Annotated in this window: 14 protein-coding genes; 8 read left to right on the forward strand and 6 right to left on the reverse strand. The window is 48.4% G+C overall.

Annotation, left to right across the window (positions count from 1 at the left end; genetic code table 11):
- Window positions 1-259: 259 nt before the first annotated feature.
- Entirely contained in the window at window positions 260-958 is a 699-nt protein-coding gene (locus ACXX82_RS20045; RefSeq protein ID WP_322237786.1) for a dienelactone hydrolase family protein, read from the forward strand.
- 115 nt (window positions 959-1,073) lie between these two features.
- Here ACXX82_RS20045 and ACXX82_RS20050 read toward each other — a convergent pair whose 3' ends face one another.
- On the reverse strand, window positions 1,074-2,249 hold the full coding sequence (locus ACXX82_RS20050) for a D-alanyl-D-alanine carboxypeptidase family protein (protein WP_458563578.1): 1,176 nt from the start codon (window positions 2,247-2,249) through the stop codon (window positions 1,074-1,076).
- Between the two features lie 305 nt (window positions 2,250-2,554).
- On the opposite strand from ACXX82_RS20050, the gene ACXX82_RS20055 reads away from it, so the two are divergent.
- Window positions 2,555-3,127, forward strand: a complete 573-nt coding sequence (locus ACXX82_RS20055; RefSeq protein ID WP_322237789.1) for a DUF4337 domain-containing protein — start codon at window positions 2,555-2,557, stop codon at window positions 3,125-3,127.
- 342 nt (window positions 3,128-3,469) lie between these two features.
- Here ACXX82_RS20055 and ACXX82_RS20060 read toward each other — a convergent pair whose 3' ends face one another.
- Both ACXX82_RS20060 and ACXX82_RS20065 read right to left on the reverse strand, forming a co-directional pair.
- Window positions 3,470-3,688, reverse strand: coding sequence for a hypothetical protein (locus ACXX82_RS20060; protein WP_322237790.1), 219 nt, complete (start codon window positions 3,686-3,688; stop codon window positions 3,470-3,472).
- 249 nt (window positions 3,689-3,937) lie between these two features.
- A complete protein-coding gene (locus ACXX82_RS20065) occupies window positions 3,938-4,252 on the reverse strand; it encodes a high-potential iron-sulfur protein (RefSeq protein WP_322237791.1) in 315 nt (104 codons plus the stop codon).
- Window positions 4,253-4,589: 337 nt separating this feature from the next.
- Here ACXX82_RS20065 and ACXX82_RS20070 point away from each other — a divergent pair, with 337 nt between their 5' ends.
- The 4 genes from ACXX82_RS20070 to ACXX82_RS20085 all read left to right on the forward strand — a co-directional run bounded on the left by ACXX82_RS20070 (window position 4,590) and on the right by ACXX82_RS20085 (window position 7,014).
- A complete protein-coding gene (locus ACXX82_RS20070; RefSeq protein ID WP_322237792.1) occupies window positions 4,590-4,835 on the forward strand; it encodes a hypothetical protein in 246 nt (81 codons plus the stop codon).
- 45 nt (window positions 4,836-4,880) lie between these two features.
- Window positions 4,881-5,327, forward strand: a complete 447-nt coding sequence (locus ACXX82_RS20075; RefSeq protein ID WP_322237794.1) for a hypothetical protein — start codon at window positions 4,881-4,883, stop codon at window positions 5,325-5,327.
- Between the two features lie 173 nt (window positions 5,328-5,500).
- Window positions 5,501-6,208: a peptidoglycan DD-metalloendopeptidase family protein gene (locus ACXX82_RS20080; protein WP_322237795.1), complete on the forward strand. Its 708-nt coding sequence runs from the start codon at window positions 5,501-5,503 to the stop codon at window positions 6,206-6,208.
- A gap of 329 nt (window positions 6,209-6,537) precedes the next feature.
- On the forward strand, window positions 6,538-7,014 hold the full coding sequence (locus ACXX82_RS20085; RefSeq protein WP_458563579.1) for a DUF1178 family protein: 477 nt from the start codon (window positions 6,538-6,540) through the stop codon (window positions 7,012-7,014).
- 86 nt (window positions 7,015-7,100) lie between these two features.
- Here the strand turns inward: ACXX82_RS20085 and ACXX82_RS20090 are convergent, their stop codons facing one another.
- The 3 genes from ACXX82_RS20090 to gmk all read right to left on the reverse strand — a co-directional run bounded on the left by ACXX82_RS20090 (window position 7,101) and on the right by gmk (window position 10,337).
- On the reverse strand, window positions 7,101-9,374 hold the full coding sequence (locus ACXX82_RS20090) for a RelA/SpoT family protein (protein ID WP_322237798.1): 2,274 nt from the start codon (window positions 9,372-9,374) through the stop codon (window positions 7,101-7,103).
- A 33-nt stretch (window positions 9,375-9,407) separates the two neighbouring features.
- Window positions 9,408-9,611 carry a DNA-directed RNA polymerase subunit omega gene (gene rpoZ, locus ACXX82_RS20095; RefSeq protein ID WP_168052254.1) on the reverse strand — a complete coding sequence of 68 codons (204 nt, stop codon included), beginning with the start codon at window positions 9,609-9,611 and terminating at the stop codon, window positions 9,408-9,410.
- Window positions 9,612-9,692: 81 nt separating this feature from the next.
- Entirely contained in the window at window positions 9,693-10,337 is a 645-nt protein-coding gene (gene gmk / locus ACXX82_RS20100) for a guanylate kinase (RefSeq protein ID WP_323507523.1), read from the reverse strand.
- Window positions 10,338-10,937: 600 nt separating this feature from the next.
- On the opposite strand from gmk, the gene ACXX82_RS20105 reads away from it, so the two are divergent.
- Window positions 10,938-11,495: a pilin gene (locus tag ACXX82_RS20105; RefSeq protein ID WP_416186877.1), complete on the forward strand. Its 558-nt coding sequence runs from the start codon at window positions 10,938-10,940 to the stop codon at window positions 11,493-11,495.
- Window positions 11,496-11,848: 353 nt separating this feature from the next.
- Entirely contained in the window at window positions 11,849-13,309 is a 1,461-nt protein-coding gene (thrC, locus tag ACXX82_RS20110; RefSeq protein WP_322237800.1) for a threonine synthase, read from the forward strand.
- Window positions 13,310-13,633 lie beyond the last annotated feature (324 nt).

The following is a 13,633-nucleotide window of genomic DNA, read 5'->3' on the forward strand; positions in this document are numbered from 1 at the left end:
TCAATTTTGCAGTGACGCCTTGGATGTGATGTCTTCAGCAGTGACGCTAGCGTATTGCCCCTGGCCTTGTTTGGTTTTTTTGCGCCGCAAGTTATCTATAAATACTTCTGATATGATTACCGATCAATGGCGTGAGCAGTGATGCTGGCGCTGTTTTGGTATATCCAATACTCAATACCCGCATCAATACAGAACATACAACACAGAATTCACGCGTCTCAGGCGCTATTTTCTAATTTTAAATTAAAAGGAAACCACGATGAACGGACACTGGATCGATATCCCGACCGCAGGCGCAACCGGATTTAGCGGCTATCTCACTTTGCCGCCGACCGGCAAAGGCCCAGGTATTGTTCTTTTGCAAGAAATCTGGGGCGTCAATGAGCATATCCGCACCGTTGCAGATCAATACGCTTTGGCGGGTTATGTTGTATTGGCACCCGACGTGTTTTGGCGCATGTCGCCGCGCGTCGATTTAGCCTACGACGAAAGCGGTACCGAGCAAGCGTTCGGGTTCTATCAGAAAATTGATGCTGATCAGGCGGCGAAAGATGTCGCCGACGCCGTTGCAACGTTGCGCAAGCTACCTGAGTTGAGTGGCAAAGTCGCGACGCTTGGCTTTTGTTTTGGTGGGCAGCTTGCCTTCCGCGCCGCGGCGCTAAGTAATGCCGATGCGGCTGTCTGCTTTTATGGCGGCGGCATTGATCAGCATCTGGACATCGCTGACCAGATCAAACAGCCAATCTTATTTCACTACGCGGCCGATGACGCACACATCACACAGGGCAACGTGGCAGCCGTAAAAGTGGCATTTGCAGGGAAAGCAAATGCCACCTTCCACGACTATCCGAATACCGATCATGGGTTCAATTGCTGGGGGCGTCCGGCCATGTATAACCAGCGTGCTGCTGCGTTGGCAGAAGGTCGCACATTGACTTTCTTAGCCGAAAATCTGTAACCAGTAATCTGTCATGCATGCGATCAGCATGCATGACTGCTATCCTGAACATACCATCGGTCTGAGTTTGTTTAATTAATACATTAATACATTAATACATTAATACATCAATACATCATTGATGCTTCATGAAGTGATCGATGGTCGTATTAACCCAAAGCCACACATCATCCAAAATACGTGACACAAAATTGGCTTGCTCTACACTCGTCAATGCAACAATGGCGTGAGTCAGTACAACATTTTCGCCTACTTGTACTTTAAGCTGACCTAGTTTGTTGCCTTCGGCGATCGGTGCAAGCAGCGGATTGTTGAGCTCGATCGTCTGCTTTATTTTGCTAGCCTGACCCTTGGGGACCGTGACATACAAGTCTTCAAGAAAACCCCCTTTTAGTTCTCTCTGTTTGCCTTTCCATACCTTCGGCGTCACAACTACTTCGCCGTGTGAATACAACTTTACCGTGTCAAAATTCTGATAACCCCATTGCAACAGTTTGTGGCTTTCTTGCGCGCGCGCATTGCCGGACGGCGCACCCAATACGACGGCGATAAGACGTCTGGTGCCGATGCCATTGGGACGGTTGGCAGAAGCAATGAGGCTATAGCCGGAAGCGGCCGTGTGGCCGGTTTTTATGCCGTCAATGTTGGCATCTGTCGACAGCAATTGATTCCGGTTCTGCTGCGTAATTTTGTTATAAGTGAACGATTTAATTGCGTAAATTTTGTAGCATTCTGGAAAGTCCTCAACCACGTGCGTTGCAAGGGTAGCCAGATCGCGTGCCGTTGAATAATTTTCAGGATCTGGCAGTCCATGGGAGTTGGCAAAGTGCGTGTCTTTTAAGCCCCATATGCGCGCAGTGTTATTCATCTGGGCGACAAAAGTTTCTTCCGTGCCAGAAATGGTTTCTGCCATGGCAACTGCAGCATCGTTGCCGGACTGTACGATAAGGCCATACAGTAAATCCTGAACGCTGACCGGTTTGTCGGGTTGGATAAACATCCTCGATCCTTCATGATCAACTTTCCATGCGCGGGTCGATACATTGACCATTTGCTGCGGGTTGAGCTTTTTTTCTTCTATTGCTGCACAGGCCAGATAGCCGGTCATTAGTTTTACTAACGATGCTGGCTCTACCCGAACATCGGCATCGTGTGAGGCTAAAACATGGTCACTATTGGTGTCGAGCAATAACCATGATTTAGCCGTTAAAAGTGGTTCTGTCGAGGTTTGGGCGAAAGGCGCTGCAACCATAAGACAATTCAGGATCAGGATCGCCGAGATCTTTTTCATTTTTTCCTCCGTGCTAGCTGAAGCATGGTGAGAAGACGGGGTGTTACGAGATGGGATGTTTTTTTGTTAATATTTAAATAATGCCCGAAAAGTCCGATGGTAGCTAGCGCGATGAGATATTTGTAAGGTGTGTTTTGCTGCATGGTAGGGCGAATGGGTGGAGAAAATTACCTAATTTTTTTTTGTAAATTTATCGGATATTAGCTGGGTAATGATGTATAAAAGCGACGGCGCTGTGAATCTTATCAATCTACTAAATATGTTTCATTTCATGGTTCATTTTTAGTCTACCCTCAGAGAAAATAATGGAAGAAGAATACGAAGTGCCAAGTCCTCATGAGCACGCAATTGAAGAGGCTGTAGAAAAAGAACGTGATGGTTTGGCGCAAAAAGTCGCCCTGATGACAGCCATTTTGGCGACCATCGGCGCGCTGGTGAGTTATCAAAGTGGTGCGGCGCAAAACGAAGCGATGTTTTTAAAGAATCAAAGCATCCTGAAGCAGGCTGAGGCTAGTGATCAGTGGGCTTTCTATCAATCAAAGTCGACTAAAAGCCATCTGGACGAAGCAGTTGCCACATTGACAGAAAATCCAGAATTGAAAGCCCGTTATCTGGCAGATCGCGATAAACAGGATCGCCAGAAAGCAGCTATTAAAATCGAAGCGGAGAGCCTTCAGGCAGAGTCACGCAAACTTGGTGAGGAGTCGGAAGCAAAGCTGAGGCCGCATGAGCGATTGGCACTTGGGATGACGTTCATTCAAATTGCGGTGGCGTTGGCGGCAATTACCGTGCTGACCAGAAAGCGCTGGTTGATTTGGGGTTCCGTGATATCCGCAGGAGTGGGAATTATTTGCTCTGCTACGGCTTTTTTATACTAAACGACAACTAGCCGCCAATCAATTGCCGATGTTTGATTTCCTCTATTCTGAGGAGTTTTTATACCTTAAGGTAACGCATACTATCGAATAGTATTCAATAGTAGCGTCAATGATCGGAACGGGCTGACAGAGATGTCTAGATTGTAAAAAAGCAAAAGCGATGCATCCGCATCGCTTGTAAGTGTTTCAAGGAACGAGCCCGCACAGATAATATGCGGGCTTGTTTGTTTGGTCAGAGGTAACCCAGACGGTTCTCAAACACAAATTGGGTGCGTATTGAAAGAGCGTTATCGTTGATCAAAAGTTGGATTAAACGCCTGTCAGAGATGCGTTTGCTCACCATCAAATTCGGAATATTCTTTCGTTAGTGTGAACGATTTCAAATTTCGTTTCTGATAATTGATGCAGGTGTCGCCCGTCAGACAATTGATAGCTTTTGGGGCCTGGTAACTCGTTGATTTCACCGCTGGTTGTCGCTGCGGTAATCGGATCGTGATACACGTGCACGTGATAACTGCTGCCGGATGCGCCTTTGGCGTCAAATTTATCTACCAAATCCATGGGAGTCTCCTGTTGGTCGCGGATTGAATATCCATAGTAACAATAGCAGATTTGAATAAATTTCTGGCGCTCTTTTACAAAGGGCGCAATATTATTTTACTTCTTTCAGAAAAATATGTGTCGACGGACTTTTTTTTGGTCGCACCTTGGTGCAACTAACAGGCGAGCACTCTATTTATAAAAGCAAAAGCCCAGCGTGCTAGCTGGGCTTGGTATTGCGACATCAAACGTAAGTCAGAACAATCTTGACTACGCCTTTTTTGAATAAGCGCTACACCAACCATTTGCTGCTACTACTTTGCCAGCAAAAAGTGGGCATCCACCCGTTGCATCGCTAGCTTTACCTTGAAATAATTGGCAATTGTTGCATTGCTGGGCTGGCAAGTGATTCGGATATTTAACTTTGTCAACTTTAGTCGAGTCATGGTTGTAACCCAGAGCCACCGCTTGCGGATCTTTGTCATCGACTTTTGCTGCTTGCGCACGTGCATTGAGAGAGAGGCCTATTGCAGATGCTGCTGCTATATGAGATAAGTTTTTCAAAAATATTCTACGATTACTCATGTGGACTCCTTATTTGGGCTATTTTTACGGTACCTCTACCGTGGAGTCGAATCGTAGCACGGGCATATAAAACGCGTATATTTTGGCCTATATATAGGTCATTCGGATTGATAAGGTTAATTGTTAATTAAGTATTTGACGCATCAACATGATTTGTCATTTTTTTGTTTTCAATTTTTTTGCTACTGCACAACAATTTCAGGGTGGCGTCAGGTGGATTGCTTATTTACCATGCGGTTACTACGTAAATACATTCATTTCGTACGAAAAGCCACGAGCAAACTACCCTATGCAGTCTTCAGTTTGCTAAACTCCCCGCTTTATAGAAGGAACGCGCATGACCGACGCTAACACACCTGCACCTATTCCAGATATGCCGACAGATAGTTTGAATCCAGAATTCGTTGGCGTCTGCCGCGATATCGGCTACGAAGTCGGGCTATCACTCAAGCCTGAACGCAAGGCGCAGCTTTTTACCGCTTTAGCCGACTTGAACGAACTTGCACTCGAATTGCGTAGCAGTACCGACAATCCGAGTTTGAATGGTTTTTTGGATGGTGTAATCACGGCGCTAGAAGAGTGATCAAGTTTTATTAATAACAATTGGGTCGAGGGCTATAAGGCGGATATGGGTGTTATAAAAACTAAAGGCAATGCGACAAACGATGTCGACAGCTGCCACCAGGGTGGGACAAACGGAGCGGTCATTGGCGTGGATATGGTTGGGGGAAGCGCATCGTCCGAAGTGAAAATATGCGCAGGACAGTTGGCCGATCAACAGATCCCAAAAATGGATGACGCAGCCTCTGCAAAAGACCGCGAGTGGGAGCGCCGCAAGTGGATTTGGCAAATGGGGACCATTGTATTGATGGGCTTCAGCGGACTTTTGCTAAACGCGATAATAAAACCTTTTGCGACCCCGAAGTCTGCCGCGACGCTCTCTGTTGAAGCTTACTGCAAGGAAGATGGACGAGTCTATTCGGTCTCTCCGGATCTGACGGCCAATTCACTTGAGCGTGCATGTTCGGTCAGGCAGGGCATGGATTCGTCAGCGCGCATTTCGCCCTCGGAATAGTCGGCGCAGGGATGCATCAGGTCACTTTACGGCAATCGATTGGCCCAACTAAATGAACGAAGCCGCATATTCGAGGTCAAGTATCGGTCTAATCGATGGGGCGCAGGGTAATGGTAGGAATGAGGTTATTCCTATCGGATTCTGAACTCGCGAATCCGTGAAATGGAATGAGAATGCAAAAAATTCGTTTGGTAATACTAGCAATCCTGATCGTCATGCTTGCGGCATGCAGCACAACCGGCGGCGGTCAGACCGGCGCATCCACGCCGAGCGGGCCAGGATATTACACAGTACAAAAGGGTGATACGTTGTACGCCATCGGCCGCAAGTTTGGACAAGATCATCGCAGTATCGCTTCCTGGAATAAGCTGGAAAATGCAAACGGTATCGAAGTAGGACAAGTGCTTCGGGTCGCACCGCCTGGCGCAACTGCGGATGCTGGCGTAAAAAATACTGATCGTGTTGGTAAGGCGCCCGCACCGACGTCAGTGCCACCATCTGGAAGCGGTGAGGAAAGCAAAATTGATTGGCTGTGGCCAACAGAAGGGGCGAAAACAAGCAGCTTTTCGTCGAAGAAAAAAGGAATTGAAATTGCAGGAACAAGCGGGCAGCCAATTCTGGCAGCGGCAAGTGGCAAGGTAATGTATGCGGGAGCAGGGATTCGTGGTTATGGTAATTTGCTGATCATAAAGCATACCGGCAACCTGTTGTCCGTGTACGCGCATAATAAGACTATTCTTATTAAAGAAGGCCAGATGGTCACCAGAGGTCAGAAGATCGCTGAAATGGGCAAATCGGATAGTAGTACCGTTAAGCTATACTTTGAAATCCGTCGTGATGGCAAACCGATTGATCCTTCTGCCTTGTTCCCCGGGCATTAGCCAATCTGATAGCCTGTTGACGCGTTTTATTCTGGAATGCGTTGATGGGGTGAGTTGCAGCTAAACGGCGCTAAAAGTTGAAATCGTTTTGTAGGAATCGTCTTAAGCTCATGACGATGGTGGGCACGTTTAGTAGAGAATCAGGGCGGCACGATAAAAAATAGAAGAAGTTATAAAAAAGACGCAAAAAAGCGCCTAAAGCAACAGTGACGATGGTGCGAGAAAGAAAATACGCACGGGTAGCATATAATCATATACGGTATTAATATTGTCGGCAAAACGCAATTAAGCAAGAAGCAATCACTTTTCTGTATGGGTGTGTAAGAGCAATGAAAGTTTATAATTTGGGTTGCGAACAGCAGCATCGCTTTGAAGGATGGTTTTCTTCAGAGGAAGATTTTCTATCGCAATCTGATCGTCATTTGATTACCTGCCCGACTTGTGACAGTCCGCAGGTGTATAAATTGCCATCAGCTCCACATCTGAATCTCTCTCACGCCACGGCTTCAACATCGGCATCATCCTCGGCATCGGCATCAACATCAGCGAAAGCGCAAGATACGCGCAGCGATTTGGCGATCAGGCAGGAATCAGCATTGTTTGAAATGGCACACTACATGTTAAAAAATACCGAAGATGTTGGTGAGCGCTTTACAGAAGAGGCGCGGCGTATTCATTACAATGAAGTTCCCAGTCATGCGATACGGGGAGTCGCCAGCCCCACTCAGCGAGAAGAATTGGCAGAGGAAGGGATTGATTTCGTGGAGCTGGCGTTGCCGGCACGATTCAAGGAGTCGTTGCAGTAGCGTCAGATCGCGGCAATTCAGATTAGTAGAAAATGAATAGCGGGTGTTAGCGTCAACACGTTGCTCTAAAAAGCATGTCGACGGAGTTAACTTCGATCCCGTAAAATGCGGGTAACGCCATGAATTCTACGGACGTTGCGCATCAGACGCGCCAGATGAACGCGGTCTTCGATCTGGATAGTAAAGACCAGTTGCGTCATCAGTAAATCTTTATCGTCATCCATATTGACGTATGTGATGTTGGCGTCGGACTCACCGATGTCAGCCGCGACTCTTGCCAAAATCCCTTTGCCGTTATGTACCAGTACTTTTACGCGACAATCAAAACGTCGGTTTAAGTCATGCGCCCAACGTACTTCAATCCATCGCTCTGGATCTTTACTGCGTTGACGTTTCGCTACATTGCAATCTTCGGTATGTACTACCAAGCCCTGATCGCGCTTGAGTTGGCCGATGAGCATGTCACCCGGAATAGGCAGGCAACAAGCCGATAATTGAATCGATACACCTTCGCTGCCAGTGATGACCACCGGTTCGGCTTTGAGCGGTATCGCTAAGCCTTCCATGTCTAATAACGGCAACGAAATTGGCTGGTTTTCCAGCAATCCCATGATGTGCCGAGCGACCAGAGCTGCCATGCGTTTGCCGACCCCGATATCGGCATAAATCTCTTCCATTGAATTCGCGCTGGATTCGTTGAGCAGTCGTTCAACCACGACTGGCGCCAAGGCGGGGTTCAGATTGAGTGTTGCCAGCGCTTGCGATAACAGGCGCTTACCGAGATCAATCGACTCATTTAAATTGCTGGTACGCAGATGATGACGGATCGCGGATCGCGCTTTGCCAGTACGAACAAAGCTGAGCCAGTTAGGACTCGGGCGTGAACTGCTGGAGGTGATGATTTCGACGATATCGCCATTGTGCAGTTCTGAACGTAGCGGAGCGGGTTCATGATTGATCTTGGCGGCAACGGTCTGATCGCCCACGTCGGTATGAATCGTATAGGCAAAATCGAGTGCAGTGGCGCCGCGTGGCAATGCGATGATCTTCGACTTTGGCGTAAACACGTAAACAGAATCAGGGAACAGGTCGACTTTGACGTGTTCCAGAAACTCAGCTGAGTCGCCGGTTTGTTTCTGGATGTCGAGCAGCGACTGCAACCACGCATGCGTACGTTGCTGTAACTCGCTTAAATCGCCATCTTCATCTTTGTATAACCAATGCGCAGCAACGCCGGACTCCGCCACGCGATGCATATCTTGCGTTCTGATCTGAAACTCAACCGGCGTTCCGTAAGGGCCAATCAGCGTTGTGTGCAGCGACTGATAACCGTTGAGTTTAGGGATCGCAATGTAATCCTTGAATTTGCCGGGCATCGGCTTGTACAGCGCGTGCAATGTACCCAGCGCGACGTAGCAATTGGCGAACGTATCAACGACAATCCGGAAACCGTACACGTCTAACACTTGGGAAAATGACAGATGCTTATTCCGCATTTTGCGATAGATGCCGTAAAGCGTTTTTTCGCGGCCATCTATTTGCGTCGGAATACCCGTAGCAAGCAAGGTGGTATTGACCGAATCAAGAATTTTGCTGACAACTTCGCGTCGATTTCCGCGTGCTGCGCGGACTGCTTTCTGTAGCGTGCGGTGGCGCAGCGGGTGTAAATGTGAAAACGACAGTTCTTGCAACTCGCGATAAATATTGTTCAGACCAAGCCGATGCGCAATCGGTACATACACTTCCATCGTCTCGCGCGCGATACGGCGTTTTTTCTCTGGAACCATGACACCGAGCGTGCGCATATTGTGCAGACGATCCGCCAGCTTGATCAGAATTACGCGGACATCCCGCGCCATCGCCAATAACATTTTGCGGAAATTTTCCGCTTGTGCTTCGATTTGGCTTTGAAATTCAATTTTATCGAGTTTGGAAAGACCATCGACCAGACTAGCCACCGGCGCGCCAAAGCGTTCGATCAACTCATCTTTTTTGACGTCCTGGTCTTCCATTACATCGTGCAGAAGTGCAGCCATGATCGCTTGCGCGTCAAGCTTCCAATCGGCGCAAATTTCGGCGACGGCAATTGGATGCGAAATGTAGGGTTCACCTGATTTACGCATCTGCCCCAGATGCATTTCATCTGAAAAGCGATACGCTTCCTTGACCTTCTTTAATTCGGAAGGGCTAAGGTATTCAGCGAGTTTGGTAGTCAGGTGGGTGATCGATGCAACGCCGATTTTGGACATTGGCTGATCAGTGGATGTTTCAGTTGGTGCAGTTTTGACAGCACGAGGCAATACAGCTCGTTTTACAGGAGCGGCTGATGGTAAGGTCGAATCTGGAGGAGTCAGGTTCATACTATTTATACACCAGCCGCAGTACGTGGACGATTAACCCGGCACTTTCTTAAGCATTTCGATACCAACTTTGCCAGCAGCGATTTCACGCAGGGCAATAACAGTTGGCTTGTCTTTCGCATCAACCTTAGGTGTGTGACCTTGTAAAAGCTGACGTGCGCGGTATGTTGCGGAAAGAGTCAATTGAAAACGGTTAGGGATGTGCTTGATGCAATCTTCAATGGTAATGCGGGCCATATGTTCTCCGAAAAAACAGGGTCATTGTCGCTCTTGCATCAACGCCGTTTGAGCGTCGTTGTCGTCAAGATTAACGTGGTGTCAACTTAGGTTGGCATGAATGCCAAGTTGCGCAAATAAGGATGCGTTACGAACTGCTTGTTGCGCGAAGCGACATCGTGTCGCTTTGACAATAGCAGTTAGTTCCGACAAAGCAGTAGCAAATTCTTGGTTGATAATAACATATTCGGACTCAGGCGCATGCGCGATTTCCCCGCCAGCGGCCAGAATTCTGCGGGTTATCACCTGTGGCTCGTCCTGTCCGCGTTTTTTGAGACGATCTTCCAACGCAGCGATGGACGGCGGCAAGATAAAAATACCAACAACGTGGGGAAATTGCTTTTTAACCTGTTGCGCGCCTTGCCAGTCGATTTCTAGCAAAACGTCCGTTCCGGCTTGCATTTGTTCGGCAATCGCCAGGCGGGAAGTGCCGTAATAGTTGCCATGCACTTCGGCCCATTCCAGAAACTCACCTTGCTTATGACGCGCTCGGAAGTCTTCCACTGAAGTGAAATGATATTCTCGTCCGTTTTTCTCTTTAGTGCGTGGCGGTCGGGTCGTATAAGAAATCGACAGCTTAATCGCGGGCTCTTGCGCCAGCAACGCATTTACCAGCGTCGATTTGCCCGCACCAGACGGGGCGACCACCATAAATAAGCTTCCAGACATTGGGTGTTCGTCGGGCATGGCAGCTACGTTCAGGTGTTCGTTCGGCGATAGAGGTAACAGTGGCGGCGTCATAGCGGTCAACTTATTCGTAAAAAAGGGTGGCTTGCCATTGTGCGCAGACGTGAGATCAAAGTGAGATCAAATAAGGCATCAACGCCTGAGTGCATGGCTTGCTGATAGAGCAGCATTGTATCAGTGCAGATGACGTGTTGCAGGGAGGATAGTGTGGAGTGCGCGTTATAAATGTGGCAAAAGCGTAGTAAACCCGTGGATAGTGCGCAAATTTTTCTTTTGAGAAATGTAAAAGCATCTAGCCTGAATGGAATTGATTTTTTGTCCAAGACTTTCTTCCGACGAAAAGCTATGAATGTAATCGCTTGTCAATTTATGTGGCGAATCAGGCAATTACCATCTTTAGGAATGAAAGCACGGGTCAAGTGACGGTTTTGGTCATGTAAAATGATGAAACAGACGAATTTTGTCGATACTTACGTAGTAAAAAACGCGCTTGTCCTTGGCCTTTACTAGGGCGGTTAGCAGAAAAGCAGAGCTGGCACGGTCCATGCTCTATCGTCTGTAGAAGTTCAACTGAATCTAGAGGGAGTTTACTTCATGAATATGTCTATTCGTCGCTTGTCGACTAAAGCACAAAAAGGTTTCACGCTGATTGAGTTGATGATCGTTGTTGCGATTATCGGTATTTTGGCTGCGATTGCATTGCCAGCTTATCAAGATTACATCGTCCGTACACGGGTTACTGAAGGTTTGGCATTGGCCGAAAGTGCCAAGCTCGCCATTGCAACCGAAGGTGCAACATCCGCCGCTGATCTGGTGACCGCAAGGGCAACTTGGAATGCGCAAGCAGGTGCTACTGGTGCGAACAGCAAATACGTTAATTCGGTTCAGATTGCTGCAAATGGAGAGATCACGATTGTTTATAATGCTGCATCAGTGGGTGTGGGTGCGGCAGCGAATACGATTGTATTGGGACCATATGTCCGCACAGCCGCTGCCGGTGCTTCAGTCAAGCTGGCTGCAGCGCAAGCTGCGGGAACGACTGGCGCGCTTGACTGGGGTTGCGCATCTGCGACTCAAGCAACAGCAACAGCTCAAAACATGCTGACTGTTACTGCTGGGACATTGCTGGCTAAATACGCTCCAGCTTCCTGCCGCTAACAGGCTTAGTTGTAACGTAAGTCAAAAAAAGATGCTTCGGCATCTTTTTTACATTTCAGAGCGTAATTTGATCAATAGTCTACTTTCTTTACTTATACGCATCGGCGATGCTCGGATATTGTTGCTCTCTTGGCTATTGGGATGACCAAATTCGGTATCGTAGTGCTATTAATTCTCCTGAGCGGTGATTATAGTTAGCAATTGTCAATTCAAGCGCGATTCAGCGGTGATGCCTAATCGGCAGCTATAATACTGCCCAATCGATGAGGATTTGGTTAAGGGGCTTGTTAATGCGCTTAGCCATCCAATCTCCCTCTGCATTTTTTGCTAGCACATACAACTACATAGACCCTATGCAATACGTTTCCACGCGCGGCCACGCTACGGCACAATCTTTTTCGCACATTTTGCTGGGCGGTCTTGCACCGGACGGTGGGCTATATTTGCCCGCAGAATATCCGCAGGTGAGCGCTGCCGAGCTCAATCATTGGCGCACATTGTCATACGCGGACCTCGCTTTTGAGGTGCTGCGGAAATTTGCGACTGATATTCCGGAAGCGGATTTGAAGGCGTTGACGCATAAAACCTATACCGGTGCGGTCTATCGCAACGGTCGTGCAGGTGAAAATGCTGAAGAAATCACGCCTTTGCGCGTGTTGGAAGAAACCGACGGCTGCAAACTTGTTCTGCAAGCGCTATCCAATGGACCGACGCTGGCGTTCAAGGATATGGCGATGCAGTTGCTGGGTAACCTGTTTGAATACACCTTGGCCAAGGACGATGCGGCGTTGAATATTTTTGGCGCGACGTCGGGTGATACGGGTAGCGCGGCTGAGTACGCAATGCGTGGCAAAAAGGGCATCCGCGTGTTTATGCTGTCACCACATAAAAAGATGAGCGCATTTCAGTCTGCGCAAATGTTTAGCCTGCAAGATCCGAATATTTTTAATATCGCAGTCGAAGGTGTATTCGATGATTGTCAGGATATGGTCAAAGCCGTGTCTAACGATCACGCGTTCAAAGCAGCGCAAAAAATCGGCACCGTTAATTCGATCAACTGGGCACGCGTCGTCGCGCAGGTGGTGTACTACTTCCGTGGTTATTTGAGCGCCACGACCAGCAACGACCAAAAAGTGTCATTCACCGTGCCTTCAGGTAATTTTGGTAATATCTGCGCCGGACATATTGCGCGCATGATGGGGTTGCCAATTGATAAGTTGGTGGCTGCGACCAATGAGAATGATGTGTTGGACGAGTTTTTCCGCACCGGTATTTACCGCGTTCGCAAATCAGCCGAAACGTACCACACCAGCAGCCCGAGCATGGATATCAGCAAAGCGTCGAATTTTGAACGTTTTGTGTATGATTTGCTGGGTCGCGATCATGCGCGTCTGAGTGCGTTGTTTCATAAAGTTGAGACGCAGGGTGGCTTTGATTTGTCGGGCAATCCCGGTAGTGATGGCGATGAGTTCCGTAAAATTGCCGAGTATGGTTTCCAGTCAGGCAAGTCGACGCATCAGGATCGTTTGGATACGATTCGAGATGTTGAGAAGCGGTATGGGATTACTATTGATACGCATACTGCGGATGGCGTGAAAGTCGCACGCGATTACATGACGCCGGGTGTGACGATGATTGTGTTGGAGACTGCGTTGCCAGCGAAATTTAATGAAACGATTCGTGAGGCTTTGGGGCGAGATGCAGAGCGGCCTGATGGGTTTGAGAATATTGAGGCGCTGCCGCAGCGGTTTGATGTGATGGCGGCGGATGTTGGGGTGGTTAAGGGGTATATTGCTGGGCATACGGGGTTGTAAATGAATGTTTGGTTTGGTTTGGTTTGGTTGAGTTTGGGCTTGGGTTTGGACGTCGTTACTTAATACGGTTACTGCTCCGTGGGGGCTTTGTCGGGGGTGGCCCGACCGCCAGTCACTTTTTCTTGCTTGGCTCGGCGCGCCCCGCCAAGAAAACGTAACCAAAAAGAAGGCGACCGCAACTGACGCTGCCCTGCGGGTTCCCAAGCATTTCAGCCGCCAGTCGGGTTGAAAGACCAACTCGCTACGCTCAAACATGTCTTCCAACAATTCCCGACTGACAGCTGAAATACTTGGCAGCGTCCATGACGGAGTACGTCAACGTCA

Source organism: Glaciimonas sp. GNP009, assembly GCF_054343755.1.

What these genes read in the sequence shown, in the direction of transcription:
- ACXX82_RS20045 (WP_322237786.1), top strand. Translation starts at nt 260, where the DNA reads ATGAACGGACACTGGATCGATATCCCGACCGCAGGCGCAACCGGATTT.
- ACXX82_RS20050 (WP_458563578.1), bottom strand. Translation starts at nt 2,249, where the DNA reads ATGAAAAAGATCTCGGCGATCCTGATCCTGAATTGTCTTATGGTTGCA.
- ACXX82_RS20055 (WP_322237789.1), top strand. Translation starts at nt 2,555, where the DNA reads ATGGAAGAAGAATACGAAGTGCCAAGTCCTCATGAGCACGCAATTGAA.
- ACXX82_RS20060 (WP_322237790.1), bottom strand. Translation starts at nt 3,688, where the DNA reads ATGGATTTGGTAGATAAATTTGACGCCAAAGGCGCATCCGGCAGCAGT.
- ACXX82_RS20065 (WP_322237791.1), bottom strand. Translation starts at nt 4,252, where the DNA reads ATGAGTAATCGTAGAATATTTTTGAAAAACTTATCTCATATAGCAGCA.
- ACXX82_RS20070 (WP_322237792.1), top strand. Translation starts at nt 4,590, where the DNA reads ATGACCGACGCTAACACACCTGCACCTATTCCAGATATGCCGACAGAT.
- ACXX82_RS20075 (WP_322237794.1), top strand. Translation starts at nt 4,881, where the DNA reads ATGGGTGTTATAAAAACTAAAGGCAATGCGACAAACGATGTCGACAGC.
- ACXX82_RS20080 (WP_322237795.1), top strand. Translation starts at nt 5,501, where the DNA reads ATGCAAAAAATTCGTTTGGTAATACTAGCAATCCTGATCGTCATGCTT.
- ACXX82_RS20085 (WP_458563579.1), top strand. Translation starts at nt 6,538, where the DNA reads ATGAAAGTTTATAATTTGGGTTGCGAACAGCAGCATCGCTTTGAAGGA.
- ACXX82_RS20090 (WP_322237798.1), bottom strand. Translation starts at nt 9,374, where the DNA reads ATGAACCTGACTCCTCCAGATTCGACCTTACCATCAGCCGCTCCTGTA.
- rpoZ (WP_168052254.1), bottom strand. Translation starts at nt 9,611, where the DNA reads ATGGCCCGCATTACCATTGAAGATTGCATCAAGCACATCCCTAACCGT.
- gmk (WP_323507523.1), bottom strand. Translation starts at nt 10,337, where the DNA reads ATGCCCGACGAACACCCAATGTCTGGAAGCTTATTTATGGTGGTCGCC.
- ACXX82_RS20105 (WP_416186877.1), top strand. Translation starts at nt 10,938, where the DNA reads ATGTCTATTCGTCGCTTGTCGACTAAAGCACAAAAAGGTTTCACGCTG.
- thrC (WP_322237800.1), top strand. Translation starts at nt 11,849, where the DNA reads ATGCAATACGTTTCCACGCGCGGCCACGCTACGGCACAATCTTTTTCG.